This is a genomic window from Allobosea sp. GW823-FHT01F03, from assembly GCF_058798075.1.
The window spans coordinates 2,928,166-2,941,470 of sequence record NZ_CM179505.1 but is presented as its reverse complement, the minus strand read 5'-3'; the positions used below and the strand labels follow the sequence as shown (position 1 = coordinate 2,941,470).

Sequence of the window (13,305 nt, the reverse complement as noted above, 5' to 3'; positions counted from 1 at the left end):
AATCTGCAACTGCGATCTATTCGCAAGATATTCAGTTGCTAATGGATCGCAAGAGCATTGTTGCAGATCCGTGGCCACCGCCCGTCGCCGGCCTCCGCCCTTTTTCCGCTGCGATTGCCGTGCTACGTCCGCGCCGACGCGGCCGCGCCGCGCTGGAAGAGAATCGCAAGCCAGCATGCCCTCGCTCCGCAGAAGCCTCGCCTTAGCCGCCCTGTCCGGCGCCGCGCTCGCGCTGGCGGCCCCGGCCAAGGCCGACCGCATCCGCAATCCGGTCGCGGTCTTTGCCGGGCTCGACAAGATCACCGGCCGGATCATCTCCTTCGAGGTCGCGATCGACGAGACCGTGCAGTTCGGCGCCCTGCAGCTGACGCCGCGCGTCTGCTGGACGCGGCCGCCGACCGAGGCGCCGCAGACCACGAGCTTCACCGAGGTCGACGAGGTCACCTTCAACAACGAATACCGGCGGATCTTCACCGGCTGGATGTATGCGGCGAGCCCCGGCCTGCACGGCGTCGAGCACGCGATCTACGATGTCTGGCTGACCGACTGCAAAGGCGGCACCGAGCTGGTCGTCGATCCCAAGGAGCCAGAGGCCACCCCGCCGCCGACCGCGGGCCAGCGTCCGGAGCGCCCGGTGCGACCGGCCCGCGAGACGCCGCCCCCGGGCGCGCCGGGCAGCAATCAGCGCATCGACGTCGCTCCGCCGCAGGGCGTGCCGGTGCAGCCGCGTGCCCCGACGCAGCGCTTCTTCCCGACCAACCCGGCCGGCGGTGGCCGCGACCCGACCGGCGGAAACTGAACCATGGCGCGCGTCACCGGCATAGGCGGTCTTTTCTTCCGCGCCGGTGACCCGCAGGCCCTTGCCGCCTGGTATGAGCGTCATCTCGGTATCGACGACCTCGCCAAGGCGGTCTGGCGCCAGGATGCAGGCCCGACCATTTTCGGCCCCTTTGCCGCGACGAGCGACTATTTCGGCCGGCCAGAGCAGCAATGGATGGTGAATTTCCGCGTCGACGATCTCGACGCGATGATGGCCGCGCTGAAGGCCGCCGGCATCGCGGTGGAAACCCGCCCCGAATGGGATTCGGAGGTTGGCCGCTTCTGCCGCATCCATGATCCCGAGGGCAATCCGATCGAGCTCTGGCAGCCCGCGCCGGAAGCGTTCCCTACCCCTGAGGATCAGGCGTAGCCGACCCAGCCGCGGAAGCTGAAGCCCGTGTAGAACAGGCTGACCTGCGAGAACCCGGCATCCCGCAGGATTGCCTCGTCCTCCTCGGGACTGAGCAGCTGGAGATGCGTTGCGACCGCCGCGCGGGCATTCTCCGCCTTGGCCGGGTCCGTCCCCGAAGCCGTGGCGAAGGCAGCGTAGCGCGAGAGCCAGAGTCCCCTCTCACCCTCCCCCTGCGGGAAGCTGGCATGGGCGGCGACGAAGGGCGCCCCGGGCTTCAGCCTGCGATGGATCTCGCCCAGCGTGCGCCGCCTGTCTTCGGGCGCCAGGAAATGCAGGGTCAGCAGGCAGGTCGCCGCATCGAACGGCCCTTCCGGCGCATCCTCGATATAGCCCTCGTGAAGATCGACGCGCCTGCCGAGCCGCCCCAGCGTCTGGCCGGCTAGTTTCAGCATTTCGGCCGCCGGATCGACACCGTCGAAGACCCAGCCCGGCCGGGCCTGCGCCAAGGCTTTGAGCTCGAGCCCGCCCCCGGCCCCCAGGACCAGCACCCGAGCGTCTTCAGGAGCCCGTTCCGCCAGCAGGATGCCGGTCATCTTATGGAGATCGTGAAAGCCGGGCACGAAGCGCGGCGGGCCTTCCGCATAGCGGGCGACCGCCGCGGGGTCCGAGAATGGCGCCGTCGATGCGTTCATGAGATCGGCCTCGTCTTCGGCTGCTGAAAGCGGCAAGAACCAGCGCTCCACTGCCATGCGGCCAGGCGACGGCAGACTGCTTCAACCATGGGAAGCTTCCAGATCGTGGCGGCCGCCACGGGCGACGAGCCGCGCATGGAAGCCGGCGCTCAGTCCAGCCAGCGTCACCTCTCCGAGGCGGGCGAGCAGCAGGGCCTCGGCATCGGCGAAGGCTTGGTCGAGCGCCGCGTTCACCACCTGCTCGACGAGGCAGCCGGGGGCCTCCGTCCGGTTGCCGATGGCCAGCAGCGAGGGGCTGCCGAGCGCGTCGTAGATGTCGCGCAATGTCACCTTCGAAAGATCGCAGGCAATGGTCCAGCCGCCGCCATGCCCCTTCTCGGAACGGACATAGCCCTGGTCGCGCAGGCCCGCCATCACCCGCCGGATCACCACGGGATTGGTCGCCATCGCCCTGGCGAGAACTTCGGAGGTCACCGGGCCATCCTGTTCCGCCATATGCAGCAGGACATGCAGCACCCCGGACAATCGGCTGTCGCGCTTCATGGAACTTCATATGTTTCGTGACACGGCCAAGATCAAGCACCTCGCCTTGCCGCGAGTCCGTCCTTTTCCCGTGACTGCCGAATCTTCAGCGCGCGCCGGGCACGCTCTCCAGTTCCGCCAGCGCCTCGCTGCCGCTGACGCGCTTCTCCCGCGGCCAGCTCCACCATTGCGCTTCGCTGGCGATCGCCGGCTCGAGCAAGCTGCGATAGATCTCCCGCGGCAGCTCGCGCGTGCCGAACTGGGCGAGATGGGCGGTCTGGAACTGGGCGTCGAGCAGCCGGTAGCCGCCCCGCCGCAGCCGCGCCACGAGATGCACCAGCGCTACCTTCGAGGCATCGGTCTCGCGATGGAACATGCTCTCGCCGAAAAAGGCCCCGCCGAGCGAAAGCCCGTAGAGGCCGCCGACCAGATGTCCCTCGCGCCAGCACTCGACGGTGTGGACGAAACCGAGAGCGAAAAGCTCGCCATAGAGCGCGCGGATGCGCCGGTTGATCCAGGTCTCCTCGCGATCCGGGCGGCTTTCGGCGCAGGCTGCGATCACCGGCTCGAAGTCGTGGTCGACGCGGATCTCGAAACGATCGGAGCGCACGGTGCGCCGCAGCCTGCCGGGGACGTGGAAGGCATCGAGCGGGATGATGCCGCGAATCTCGGGCTCGACCCAGAACAGGCCGGGATCCTCGGCGCTCTCGGCCATCGGGAAGACCCCGCCGGCATAGGCGCGCAGCAGGATTTCCGGCGTGATCGTGGGCGCGCGCACGGGTCTGGAACGGGCCTTCATGCAGTGATGGGAGCGCGGGCGCGCCAGCCTGTCAAACCAGGGTCGCGACCAGCCCCCTCTCCCCTTGCGGGAGAGGGTTGGGGTGAGGGGTTTCGCGACCTTGCAATCTCGCCATCATGCCGAAGCGGAAAGCCTGGCGCGACCCCTCATGCGGCGCTGCGCGCCACCTTCTCCCGCAAGGGGAGAAGGAAAGGCTCACCCCTCGATGGGCTGCCCCATGCCGCCATTGGCCAGGAACTTCTCCAGCCAGTGGATGTTGTAGTCGCCGTTCAGCATGTCCTGGTTGCGCACCAGGGTGCGGAACAGCGGCAGGGTCGTGTCGACGCCGTCGACGACGAACTCGTCGAGCGAGCGACGCAGGCGCATCAGGCATTCGTCGCGATTGCGGCCGTGCACGATCAGCTTGCCGACCAGCGAGTCGTAATGCGGCGGGATGACATAGCCCTGATAGGCCGCCGAATCGACGCGCACGCCCAGACCGCCCGGCGTGTGGAACGAGGCGATCTTCCCCGGAGACGGCCGGAAGGTCGACGGATGCTCGGCGTTGACGCGGCACTCGATGGCATGGCCCTCGATGATCACGTCTTGCTGGCGGATCGAGAGCGGCGCGCCGGCGGCGATCCTGATCTGCTCGTTGACCAGGTCGATCCCGGTGATCATCTCGGTGACCGGATGCTCGACCTGGATACGGGTGTTCATCTCGATGAAGTAGAACTCGCCGTCCTCGTAGAGGAACTCGATCGTGCCGGCGCCGAGATAGCCCATATCGGCCATCGCCTTGGCGCAGATATTACCGATCTTGTCGCGCTCACCGGCATTGAGGGCGGGCGACGGCCCCTCCTCCCAGACCTTCTGGTGACGCCGCTGCAGCGAGCAGTCGCGCTCGCCGAGATGGATCGCCCGGCCCTTGCCGTCGCCGAGCACCTGGATCTCGATATGGCGGGGCTTCTGGAGATATTTCTCGATATAGACGGCATCGTCGCCGAAATTGGCCTTGGCCTCGCTGCGAGCGGTGGCGAGCAGGACGGATATCTCGTCCTCGCTGCGCACGACCTTCATGCCCTTGCCGCCGCCGCCGGACGCCGCCTTGATGATGACCGGCAGGCCGATCTCTCTGATAATGCGCAGCGCCTCCTCGTCATCGGCGACCCCGCCTTCCGAACCCGGAACGCAGGGGATGCCGAGGCGCTTGGCGGTGCGCTTGGCCTCGATCTTGTCGCCCATGCTGCGGATATGCTCGGCCTTGGGGCCGATGAAGGTGATGTTGTGCCGCTCGAGGATCTCGGCGAAGCGGGCATTCTCGGAGAGGAAGCCGTAGCCGGGATGAACCGCATCTGCGCCGGTGATCTCGCAGGCGGCGATCAAGGCGGGAATATTGAGATAACTCTCGCGCGCCGGCGGCGGGCCGATGCAGACGCTCTCGTCGGCCAGGCGCACATGCATGGCGTTGGCGTCGGCGGTCGAATGCACGGCGACCGTGGCGATGCCGAGTTCCTTGGCGGCGCGCAGCACGCGCAGGGCGATCTCGCCGCGGTTTGCGATCAGGATCTTGTCAAACATCTTCAGCCCGCTCCCGTCCGGCGCCGGCCTCACTCGATCACCAGCAGCGGCTCGCCGTATTCGACCGGCTGTCCGTCCTCGACCAGGATGGCGATGACCTTGCCGGCGCGCGGCGCGACGATGTCGTTGAAGGTCTTCATCGCTTCCACGAGCAGCACGCGCTCGCCGGCCTTAACCTCCTGGCCGACCTCGATGAAGGGCTTGGCATCGGGCGAGGGCCGGCGATAGGCGGTGCCGACCATCGGCGAGTTCACCGTGCCGGGATGCGCGGCTCCGGCCTTGGCCTCGAGCGGCGCGGCGGCGACAGGTGCCGGCGCGGCTGCCATGACCGGCGCCGAAGCGACCGGCGCCATCACGGTCGCGGTGATGGTGCGCGCCACGCGGATGCGCAGATCGCCCTTCTGCACCTCGATCTCGGTCAGGTCCGTCTCGTTGATCAGCTGCGCCATTTCGCGCACGAGTTCCGGATCGATGGGGCTCTTGGTCGCCATGGCGGACTTCACCGTCTTTGTAAGCTCGATGGATGGGACGGCACGTCCCGAAGGAAAAGCGGATATGCGAATGAATGGCGCCGGATCAAGCCGGCGGCCGCGCCGCGTCGGCGCGTCTTAGCCGGAACGGCGGTTCAGGGGAAGGGAGAAGGCGACCGCCTCCCCCCGTTTGCCGGCGAAAATCGCCTGCAGCGCCCCAGAAAAGCGTAGCGCCGCCTCCGATCCCGTCCAGCTGGTCCGCCCTGCCGTTCAGCCGCTGCAGGTCGCCTTGCCGCATTTGCGGACCGATTCGATCTTCTGCTTCAGGGCGGGCGCACCGACCGCACCGAAGACGACCTCGTCGCCGATCACGAAGGCCGGCGTGCCGGTCAGGCCGAGCCTGTCGCCGAGTGCCACGGTGTGCTCGATCACGGCGCGGGTCGCCGGCGCCTCCATGTCCTTCTTCAGCCGTTCGATGTCCGCGCCGGCCTCCTTGGCGATCTCCATCGCCTTGGCGCCGTTGATGCGGCCCTTGGTGCCCATCAGCTTGAGGTGGAAGTCCCAGTATTTCTGACCCTGGAGCTGCGCCTTGGCAGCGATCGCAACGCGGCTGGCCTCGACCGAATCCGGCCCGAGGATCGGGAAGTCCTTGATCACGACCTTCAGCTTCGGATCGGCCTTGACGAGCGTGTTGACGTCTTCCATCGCCCTTTTGCAGAAGCCGCAATTGTAATCCATGAACTCGACGATGGTGACGTCGCCCTGCGGATTGCCGGCGATGACCGAGGTCGCGGGGTCGACGAGGCTGGCCTTCTCGGCCGAGAGCGCATTGCGCTGCGCCTCGACCTGGGCGAGCTGGTTACGCCGCTCGAGCTCGACCATCGCCTCCTGGATCAGCTCCGGGTTCTTCAGCAGCGTCTCGCGGACGAGATCGACCACGGCCTGGCGCTGCTCGGGCGTCAGCGCCGGGGCCTGGGCCTTGGCCGGCATGGCACCGAGGCCGAGCGCGGCCGCAGCGAGGCCGGCCATGGCGAGGCGGCGAAGCGGGGAAAGCAGCATTGGTGTAGGTCCTTTCAGGGCCACGGCCGGCGGCCGCTAGCGTTGCTTGTCGGGAGGAACATAGTCGACGATGTCGCGCGCGCGCAGCGCCGCGGGCGATCCCTGTGGCAATTTGCCGAGCGCCCTGCTGGCTTGCGTATGCGCGACCGTCCAGTCGCCCTTGGCGAAGGCATACTGCGCCGCCGAGAGTTCGGCCATGGCGATGTTGCCCTTGGCCGCATAGGCATTGGAGAGGTGCTGGTGCACCTCGGCGGAATCGGGCTCGCGCGAAGCGGCGTTCGAGAGTTCGCGGATCGCCTCGTCCAGCAGACCCGCCTGCCCGGTCGAGAGCAGCGCATGACCGAGCATCTGCCGGATCAGCCCGGCCTGCGGCGCCAGCGCGACCGCCTGACGCAGCACCGGCACGGCTTCGCGGGCGCGGCCCGCCTCGAGCAGCGCCTGGCCCTTGAGTTCGAGGAAATAGGCGTTGCGCGGCTGCTCGGCGCTGAGCTTGTCCATCGCCACCAGGGCCTGCGCCATGCGGCCTGAGCGATAATCGCTGATCGCGCGGGCATAGCGTGCCGCCATCGACTGGTCGGCCATGCCATAGCGCCGGGCGACGCCCGATTCCCGCTCGACGAAGCCCATCAGCTTGGCCCGCATCAGGTCGTGCCGTGCCTGCAGCTCCGGCGGATCGGCCTTGTTGAAATGCGGGCTGGCCTTGGCCAGCGTCTCGAGCTGGGCGACGCGCTCGGTCGGCATCGGATGGCTGATCGTGTAGGGATCGATGCTGCGCGTCAGGAAGGCGCTGTTCTCGGCGAAGCGCCCGAAGACGGTGAGCATGCCCTTCGCCGACATGCCGGCGGCGCCGAGATAGCGCACCGCGGCCCGGTCGGCCGCCTGCTCCTCCGAGCGCTGATAGGCGAGCAGCGAGCGGCGGACGAGTTCCTGCGGCCCGGTCAGGGCGCCCATCGCGCCGATGCCGGGATTGCCCATCGCGCTACCGCCGCCGCGCGCGCCGGCGACGACGGCGCCGGCGCCGGCCAGTAGACCGGCGATCGAGAGGATCTGCGCGCCGTGGATCTCCTGGCGCAGCCGGGCGAGATGGCCGCCGGCGAGATGGCCGCTCTCATGCGCCAGCACGCCGATCACCTCGTTCGGGGTCGCGGCATCCATCAGCACGCCGATATTGACGAAGATCGACTTGCCGTCGGCGACGAAGGCGTTGAAGGCGCGGTCGTTGATCAGGATGATTCGGGTACCGCGCGCATTGATCCCGGCCGCCTTGAAGATCGGCGTCGCATAGTCGCGCAGCAATTGCTCGATCTCGGCATCGCGGATCAGCGCGATCGAGCGCTTCTGGGCCTGGGCCTGGGCCGGAGCGAAAGCTGCCAGCGCGCCACCGAGCACCGCCAGCACGCGCCGAAGCGTCCGCGCCGGGCGGCGGCGGGCTTGCAGGCGTGGGAAGGCGATAGCAGGTTCGGCATTCATGGCTTCGCGGTCTTGTCGTTCCTGGCGGACGGAGGCGTCAATTCACGGTTTTGCCAGCCCTTTGCCGCAGGATCATGATGCGGTCGTGGCGGCGAAGCGAAAACAATTCTCGCCCGAAGCAGGAGGCTTTCACAATGGTGACTGAAAACGCGCGCCGTCCCATGCCGAGATCGCTGCTCCTGGCAGTCGGCGCAGGCCTCGCCCTGTCGTCGTTCGCCATCATCCACTCGGCCGAGGCCCAGACCTGCGAGGATCTCTGGTACCAGCGCAACGAGATCTACAAGGCCCAGGGCTATTGCTTCCGCACCGAGCGCGCCATTCGCGCCTTCGGCAATGCCGGCTGTGCCTATGACAATGTCGAGGACGTCCCGCTCTCGACGAGTCAGCGCCGGCAGATCGCCGACATCCAGCGCGTCGAGCGCACCCATGGCTGCCCGCGCTGAGGCCATTTTCTGTGGATGCCGGGCGGGGTCGTCCCCCAGCGACCGCTTGCCATGCTAGACGGGCGCGCGGCCCGCGCCTTGCTGGCGGGGCTGGCCAGCGTGGATCGAAGGTAGCATATCTCCCGGCATGAAGACTGGCATCGACATGGGTTCGACGCGCAGCGGCGAGCCCGCTGAGCTCGATCTCGCCGAACTGCTGGCGACCCGGCTGCTGGTCCAGGGCAATTCCGGCTCGGGAAAATCGCATCTGCTGCGCCGCCTGCTCGAACAGAGCGCGCCGCTGGTGCAGCAGGCGGTGATCGACCCCGAAGGCGACTTCGTCTCGCTGGCCGACCAGTTCGGCCATGTCGTCGTCGACGGCACGGCGAGCCCGCCCGAGCTGCAGCGAATCGCGCTGCGCGTGCGCCAGCACCGCGTCTCGGTCGTGCTCAATCTCGAGGAGCTCGACGCCGACGAGCAATTGCGCGCCACCGCCGCCTTCCTCGGCGGCCTGTTCGATGTCGACCGCTCCAACTGGTATCCGATGCTGGTCGTCGTCGACGAGGCGCAGCTCTTCGCCCCGGTGATGGCGGGCGAAGCCTCCGACGAGGCGCGCCGCCTCTCGCTCGGCGCCATGACCAATCTGATGTGCCGAGGTCGCAAGCGCGGGCTGGCCGGCGTGATCGCGACCCAGCGCCTCGCCAAGCTCGCCAAGAACGTCGCGGCCGAGGCCTCGAACTTCCTGATGGGCCGCACCTTCCTCGACATCGACATGCAGCGCGCCGCCGACCTGCTCGGCATGGACCGGCGCCAGGCCGAGATGTTCCGCGATCTCGAACGCGGCCAGTTCGTCGCGCTCGGCCCGGCCCTGTCGCGCCGCCCCCTGCCGGTGCGGATCGGCTCCGTCGCCTCGGTCGACCGCGGTGGAGCGCCCAGCCTGCTGCCGCTGCCCGAGCAGGCGCCGGAGGATGCCAGCAAGCTGATCTTCACCGCAGGTGAGGACGAGGTCGCCCCCGCTCCCTGGCCGCGCCAGCCGCGCCCGCGCCCGGCCGTCGCCCCCGAGATCATCCGCCGGATCGAGACGCACCAGCCGCCCATGCCGCCCCCGGAGCCCGAGATCGAGATGGAACCGGAAGAGCGCGAGGCGGCGCTCGTCGAAATCCTCAACGAGCTGCTCGACGATACCGAGGCGCGCGACCGGCCGGTCGCGGTGCTCTACCAGGATTTCACCGTGCGCTGCCGCATGCGCCGCGTCAGCGGCCCCGAAACCGGACTGGAGGCCTTCCGCAAGCGGCTCGCCGTCGCCCGCGCCGGGGCGAGCGAGGCGGTGCTGTCCTCCGAGGCCTGGGAGAAGGCCCTCACCGCCGCCGAGACGCTGCCGGAGGACCTGCACGGGCTCTTCCTGTTCATCGCCCGCAGCGCGATCGAGGGCGTCCCTAGCCCCTCCGACGCCGAGCTGGCCGAGGCCTATGGCAGCCATTCGCCGAGCCGGGCCCGCCGGCTGCTCGGCTATATCGAAGAGCGCGGGCTCCTCGTCTGCCATGTCGACTTCCGCGGCCAACGCACGCTGGCCCTGCCGACCCTCGGCGTCGAGACCGCTCCCGGCCTCGCCTCGCCGCAGATCAAGGGCCTGCCGCCGCGTCGGGCGCGGGGGTAGTTACGTCATTCTCGGCCGCAGCGTCGCGGGGGGCCGAGAATCTCATGACGAGAAGGCTCCAGTCAGCGCCCTTTACGGCCAGAGATGCTCGGGTCGAGCCCGAGCATGACGCGCGTCAGATCAATGTCCCTTGCCGTTGCCGATCGTCATCTTGTCGACCCAGGCGATGCCGATCGCCGAGAAGATGAAGACGACATGGATCAGCGTCTGCAGCAGCACGCCGGTCTCGGTGTAGTTCGCGGTGCGCCCGGCGATGCCGATATTGCCGGCCTCGATGAAGGTCCGCAGCAGGTGGATCGACGAGATGCCGATGATCGCCATGGCCAGCTTGATCTTGAGGATCGAGGCATTGACGTGGCTGAGCCATTCCGGCTGGTCGGGATGGCCCTGCAGCTTCAGCCGCGAGACGAAGGTCTCGTAGCCGCCGACGATCACCATGATCAGCAGGTTGGAGATCATCACCACATCGATCAGGCCGAGCACGACCAGCATGATCTGCTGCTCGCTGAAGTCGAAGGCATGGGTGACGAGGTGCCAGAGTTCCTTCAGGAACAGGAAGACATAGACGCACTGTGCCACGATCAGGCCGAGATAGAGCGGCACCTGCAGCCAGCGCGAGGCGAAGATGATCATCGGAAGCGGCTTCAGCGTGGCGGCCGGCAGCGCGCCGGTGGGTTCGACGGGGTGCGACATGTCGGGTTCGGGCCTCTGGGGAATCGGACGCCAAGCGCCTTGTGCAGCGCGAAATGGTGAGTTCCCGCGATTTTCGCAAGCAAAAATACCGAATACGCATCGAGAACGTTGAACTTTCGCCGCTTTTGACGATTAGTGCATTCGGCTATGCGCCGTCGCCGCCGATAGTGGCGGCGGCCCCCGGGGGAACAGTCAGCGTTCCTCTCGCGTTGGAGAGGAAAGGAGTTTTTCGATGTTCAGGACGACCATGATCGCAGCCGCTGCCGCAGGCGCGTTCGTTCTCGCCGCCCCGGCCAATGCAGCGCCGCTGGCGCCCGCTACTGCCGCCGTCACCGCGGCCGCTGATGCGGGCCTCGTCGAGACCGTGCAGTATCGCCGCTATTACGGTCCGCGCTACGGTTACCGCGGCGGCTATTATGGTGGCTATCGCTATAATCGCGGCGCCGCGGTCGGTGCCGGCATCGCGGCTGGCGCGATCGGTGCCCTGGCCGCCGGGGCCCTGCTCGCGCCCGGCCCGGTCTATGCCGAGCCGGTGCCCCCGCCCTATCGCGGTCCGGTCTACGCCACGCCGGACGCCGACGCGATCGCCTATTGCTCGCGCCGCTTCCGCACCTACGACCCCGAGACCGGCACCTATATCGGCACCGGCGGCGTGGTCCGCGCCTGCCCGTAAGCGCCAGGCGCAGCTCCGGCTAGCATCGAGGCCTTCCCGCATGGGGAGGCCTTTTTCGTTGTGGCCAAAGCGAAGCACCTTGGGCTGCGCATGTCCGAGATGGGTCGGGAGCTGACGTCAGCAGTCACGGGCGCGCTGCACGAGCTCCATAGACAAGAACTCCGATCAAACCTGCCAAGGAGACTGCAACGTAGAAGTACGGAGTTTGTAGCGCCGTGCCGACAATAGGAGGCGAGCAGGGACGGTCTCGGAGGACAATCGGCACATTTTGGCCAAGACGGAAACCGTCCGAAGAGCTGCCAAGCCGGACGCTAGTTTCGCAGTCGCCGCCGTCAATGTTGCGTTCCGCTGAAAATCGGATGCGGCCGAATGCTCCGCCCTTTGAGGTCTCGACCGAGATGATCGTCGCGTCAGCGTGCGGAGAACGAGCAAAGACGCGCGCGTCGGTGTGGGCCTCATAGGCTAGGCTCCCAAAAAACACCGTGATCCCGGCCGATAAAACAGACGAGACGATATTAACTGTCCTATTGCGCGACACCCGTAGCTCCATTGCCTCACCGAAGGAACATCGTGACCGTCACCGGTTGAGTTCCGCAAGGGGTCGGGAGCCGACGACCCGGCCTCCGGCTCCTCTTCGAGGTCGCGCCGGGCGCGTCGTGAGCCGGGCCGGCGAAGATGGTCCGGCGTCTTCCCGGAGAAACGCGCCGCCCTCGCTGCCTGACACGCCTGCTGACTTGCCTTGGCGCCCGCTGGGGTCCTTATGGTGGCGAGCCCTGAGAATCCGGAGTCAGCCCGTGCGTATCGCCACCTGGAACGTCAACTCGGTCCGCCAGCGGCTTCAGCACCTGCTCGCCTTCCTGAAGGAGGCCGAGCCCGATGCGCTCTGCCTGCAGGAGCTGAAATGCGTCGATGGCGACTTTCCGCGGGCCGAGATCGAGGAGGCCGGCTGGCAGGTCACGACCCATGGCCAGAAGACCTTCAACGGCGTCGCCATCCTCTCGCGCAGCACGCTCGAGGATGTCAGGCGCGGCCTGCCGGGCGATGATGGCGACGAACAGGCGCGCTATCTCGAAGGCGTCCTGCCTCATGGCGACGGCGTCGTCCGGCTCGCCTCGATCTACCTGCCGAACGGCAACCCGCCCAACACCGAGAAATATCCCTACAAGCTCGCCTGGATGGAGCGCCTGACCGTGCATGCACGCGGCCTGCTCGCCCATGAGGAACCGCTGGTGCTCGCCGGCGACTACAATGTCATCCCCGAGCCGCGCGACGCGCGCGATCCCGCAGCCTGGGCCGGCGATGCGCTGTTCCTGCCGCCGACCCGCACCGCCTTCCGCAAGCTCGTCAATCTCGGCTTCACCGAGGCCTTGCGGGCCTCGACCGACGCGCCCGGCCTCTACACCTTCTGGGACTATCAGGCCGGCGCCTGGCAGCGGAACAATGGCATCCGCATCGACCATCTCCTGCTCTCGCCGCAGGCGGCAGACCGGCTCGCCGGCGTCTCCATAGCCAAGCATGTCCGCGGCTGGGAAAAGGCCTCCGACCATGTCCCGGTGCTGATCGAGCTGAACTGACCGGCACTGCCGCTCTCGCCATGACCATCGGGAACAAGCGCGTGCTGAAGGTGATCGCCCAGGACTTCATCCGGCTGGACGCGCTGGAACTGGTCGCGCCGCTTTATCGCGAACTCGTCGAGAAGACGCGGGCCGAGCCGCTATGCCTCGGCTATGAGCTTTTCGTCGACCGGAAGGACCCGGGCCATTTCATCTTCGTCGAGGAATGGCCGGACCGCGCCGCGCTCGACGCCCATTGCCGGACGGAGCACTTCACCCGGCTGGTGCCCCTGATCAACCGCCATCAAAGACAGGACGGCACCTTCATCCTGATGGATGCCTTCGGCGCCTAGATCGCCGCGCGTCCGTTCGGACGCGGTCACGGCGATCTATCTCATTGTGATCGCACCAGAATTTTCCGGAAAACGGATTCCATTCTCCGGTCCGATGCGAAGTGCAGCGCGCTCGGCGCACGGACATCGTCATCTGGGCGAGCCGCCGCATGCCGGGATGAACACATCCCTCCCGTCCGAAGAGGCCGATGCCGATCGGGATTCGCGCTGA

The 13,305-nt window shown here is 67.5% G+C and carries 15 protein-coding genes; 7 read left to right on the top strand and 8 right to left on the bottom strand.

The features are described from left to right. The first annotated feature begins 175 nt into the window (after nt 1–175). Together AC3RCC_RS14215 and AC3RCC_RS14210 are read left to right on the top strand one after the other, a co-directional pair. Complete coding sequence (locus AC3RCC_RS14215; protein ID WP_291637922.1) at nt 176–799, top strand: DUF2155 domain-containing protein; 624 nt, start codon at nt 176–178, stop codon at nt 797–799. Nucleotides 800–802: 3 nt separating this feature from the next. Next, nucleotides 803–1,189, top strand: coding sequence for a VOC family protein (locus tag AC3RCC_RS14210; RefSeq protein ID WP_291637921.1), 387 nt, complete (start codon nt 803–805; stop codon nt 1,187–1,189). Here AC3RCC_RS14210 and AC3RCC_RS14205 read toward each other — a convergent pair. The 7 genes from AC3RCC_RS14205 to AC3RCC_RS14175 form a co-directional block, all read right to left on the bottom strand. Next, a complete protein-coding gene (locus AC3RCC_RS14205; RefSeq protein WP_492255669.1) occupies nt 1,180–1,863 on the bottom strand; it encodes a class I SAM-dependent methyltransferase in 684 nt (227 codons plus the stop codon). The genes AC3RCC_RS14210 and AC3RCC_RS14205 overlap by 10 nt on opposite strands. 81 nt (nt 1,864–1,944) lie before the next feature. Then, nucleotides 1,945–2,406, bottom strand: a complete 462-nt coding sequence (locus AC3RCC_RS14200) for an Rrf2 family transcriptional regulator (RefSeq protein WP_291649819.1) — start codon at nt 2,404–2,406, stop codon at nt 1,945–1,947. Between the two features lie 85 nt (nt 2,407–2,491). Next, complete coding sequence (gene aat, locus AC3RCC_RS14195; RefSeq protein WP_492255668.1) at nt 2,492–3,184, bottom strand: leucyl/phenylalanyl-tRNA--protein transferase; 693 nt, start codon at nt 3,182–3,184, stop codon at nt 2,492–2,494. Nucleotides 3,185–3,379: 195 nt separating this feature from the next. After that, nucleotides 3,380–4,744: an acetyl-CoA carboxylase biotin carboxylase subunit gene (gene accC, locus AC3RCC_RS14190; RefSeq protein WP_492255667.1), complete on the bottom strand. Its 1,365-nt coding sequence runs from the start codon at nt 4,742–4,744 to the stop codon at nt 3,380–3,382. Between the two features lie 29 nt (nt 4,745–4,773). Further along, entirely contained in the window at nt 4,774–5,235 is a 462-nt protein-coding gene (gene accB / locus AC3RCC_RS14185) for an acetyl-CoA carboxylase biotin carboxyl carrier protein (protein ID WP_492255666.1), read from the bottom strand. 249 nt (nt 5,236–5,484) lie between these two features. Continuing rightward, on the bottom strand, nt 5,485–6,273 hold the full coding sequence (locus AC3RCC_RS14180; protein ID WP_291637910.1) for a DsbA family protein: 789 nt from the start codon (nt 6,271–6,273) through the stop codon (nt 5,485–5,487). A 36-nt stretch (nt 6,274–6,309) separates the two neighbouring features. Further along, nucleotides 6,310–7,743, bottom strand: coding sequence for a M48 family metalloprotease (locus AC3RCC_RS14175; RefSeq protein ID WP_492255665.1), 1,434 nt, complete (start codon nt 7,741–7,743; stop codon nt 6,310–6,312). A gap of 161 nt (nt 7,744–7,904) precedes the next feature. Between AC3RCC_RS14175 and AC3RCC_RS14170 the strand changes: the two genes are divergently transcribed. Both AC3RCC_RS14170 and AC3RCC_RS14165 read left to right on the top strand, forming a co-directional pair. Then, on the top strand, nt 7,905–8,186 hold the full coding sequence (locus tag AC3RCC_RS14170; protein WP_492255664.1) for a YARHG domain-containing protein: 282 nt from the start codon (nt 7,905–7,907) through the stop codon (nt 8,184–8,186). A gap of 127 nt (nt 8,187–8,313) precedes the next feature. Continuing rightward, on the top strand, nt 8,314–9,822 hold the full coding sequence (locus AC3RCC_RS14165; protein WP_291649808.1) for a helicase HerA domain-containing protein: 1,509 nt from the start codon (nt 8,314–8,316) through the stop codon (nt 9,820–9,822). A 120-nt stretch (nt 9,823–9,942) separates the two neighbouring features. Here the strand turns inward: AC3RCC_RS14165 and AC3RCC_RS14160 are convergent, their stop codons facing one another. Further along, the gene (locus tag AC3RCC_RS14160; protein ID WP_291649806.1) at nt 9,943–10,515 is read right to left on the bottom strand and encodes a TIGR00645 family protein; all 573 of its coding nucleotides are present in this window, start codon (nt 10,513–10,515) and stop codon (nt 9,943–9,945) included. A 232-nt stretch (nt 10,516–10,747) separates the two neighbouring features. On the opposite strand from AC3RCC_RS14160, the gene AC3RCC_RS14155 reads away from it, so the two are divergent. The 3 genes from AC3RCC_RS14155 (at nt 10,748) to AC3RCC_RS14145 (ending at nt 13,094) form a co-directional block, all read left to right on the top strand. After that, the gene (locus AC3RCC_RS14155; protein ID WP_452116028.1) at nt 10,748–11,188 is read left to right on the top strand and encodes a BA14K family protein; all 441 of its coding nucleotides are present in this window, start codon (nt 10,748–10,750) and stop codon (nt 11,186–11,188) included. A 794-nt stretch (nt 11,189–11,982) separates the two neighbouring features. Further along, complete coding sequence (gene xth / locus AC3RCC_RS14150) at nt 11,983–12,762, top strand: exodeoxyribonuclease III (protein ID WP_492255663.1); 780 nt, start codon at nt 11,983–11,985, stop codon at nt 12,760–12,762. A gap of 20 nt (nt 12,763–12,782) precedes the next feature. Beyond that, nucleotides 12,783–13,094: a putative quinol monooxygenase gene (locus tag AC3RCC_RS14145; RefSeq protein WP_492255662.1), complete on the top strand. Its 312-nt coding sequence runs from the start codon at nt 12,783–12,785 to the stop codon at nt 13,092–13,094. Nucleotides 13,095–13,305 lie beyond the last annotated feature (211 nt).

Coding starts and splice junctions, on each gene's coding strand:
- AC3RCC_RS14215 (WP_291637922.1), top strand. CDS start 176: ATGCCCTCGCTCCGCAGAAGCCTCGCCTTAGCCGCCCTGTCCGGCGCC.
- AC3RCC_RS14210 (WP_291637921.1), top strand. CDS start 803: ATGGCGCGCGTCACCGGCATAGGCGGTCTTTTCTTCCGCGCCGGTGAC.
- AC3RCC_RS14205 (WP_492255669.1), bottom strand. CDS start 1,863: ATGAACGCATCGACGGCGCCATTCTCGGACCCCGCGGCGGTCGCCCGC.
- AC3RCC_RS14200 (WP_291649819.1), bottom strand. CDS start 2,406: ATGAAGCGCGACAGCCGATTGTCCGGGGTGCTGCATGTCCTGCTGCAT.
- aat (WP_492255668.1), bottom strand. CDS start 3,184: ATGAAGGCCCGTTCCAGACCCGTGCGCGCGCCCACGATCACGCCGGAA.
- accC (WP_492255667.1), bottom strand. CDS start 4,744: ATGTTTGACAAGATCCTGATCGCAAACCGCGGCGAGATCGCCCTGCGC.
- accB (WP_492255666.1), bottom strand. CDS start 5,235: ATGGCGACCAAGAGCCCCATCGATCCGGAACTCGTGCGCGAAATGGCG.
- AC3RCC_RS14180 (WP_291637910.1), bottom strand. CDS start 6,273: ATGCTGCTTTCCCCGCTTCGCCGCCTCGCCATGGCCGGCCTCGCTGCG.
- AC3RCC_RS14175 (WP_492255665.1), bottom strand. CDS start 7,743: ATGAATGCCGAACCTGCTATCGCCTTCCCACGCCTGCAAGCCCGCCGC.
- AC3RCC_RS14170 (WP_492255664.1), top strand. CDS start 7,905: ATGCCGAGATCGCTGCTCCTGGCAGTCGGCGCAGGCCTCGCCCTGTCG.
- AC3RCC_RS14165 (WP_291649808.1), top strand. CDS start 8,314: ATGAAGACTGGCATCGACATGGGTTCGACGCGCAGCGGCGAGCCCGCT.
- AC3RCC_RS14160 (WP_291649806.1), bottom strand. CDS start 10,515: ATGTCGCACCCCGTCGAACCCACCGGCGCGCTGCCGGCCGCCACGCTG.
- AC3RCC_RS14155 (WP_452116028.1), top strand. CDS start 10,748: ATGTTCAGGACGACCATGATCGCAGCCGCTGCCGCAGGCGCGTTCGTT.
- AC3RCC_RS14145 (WP_492255662.1), top strand. CDS start 12,783: ATGACCATCGGGAACAAGCGCGTGCTGAAGGTGATCGCCCAGGACTTC.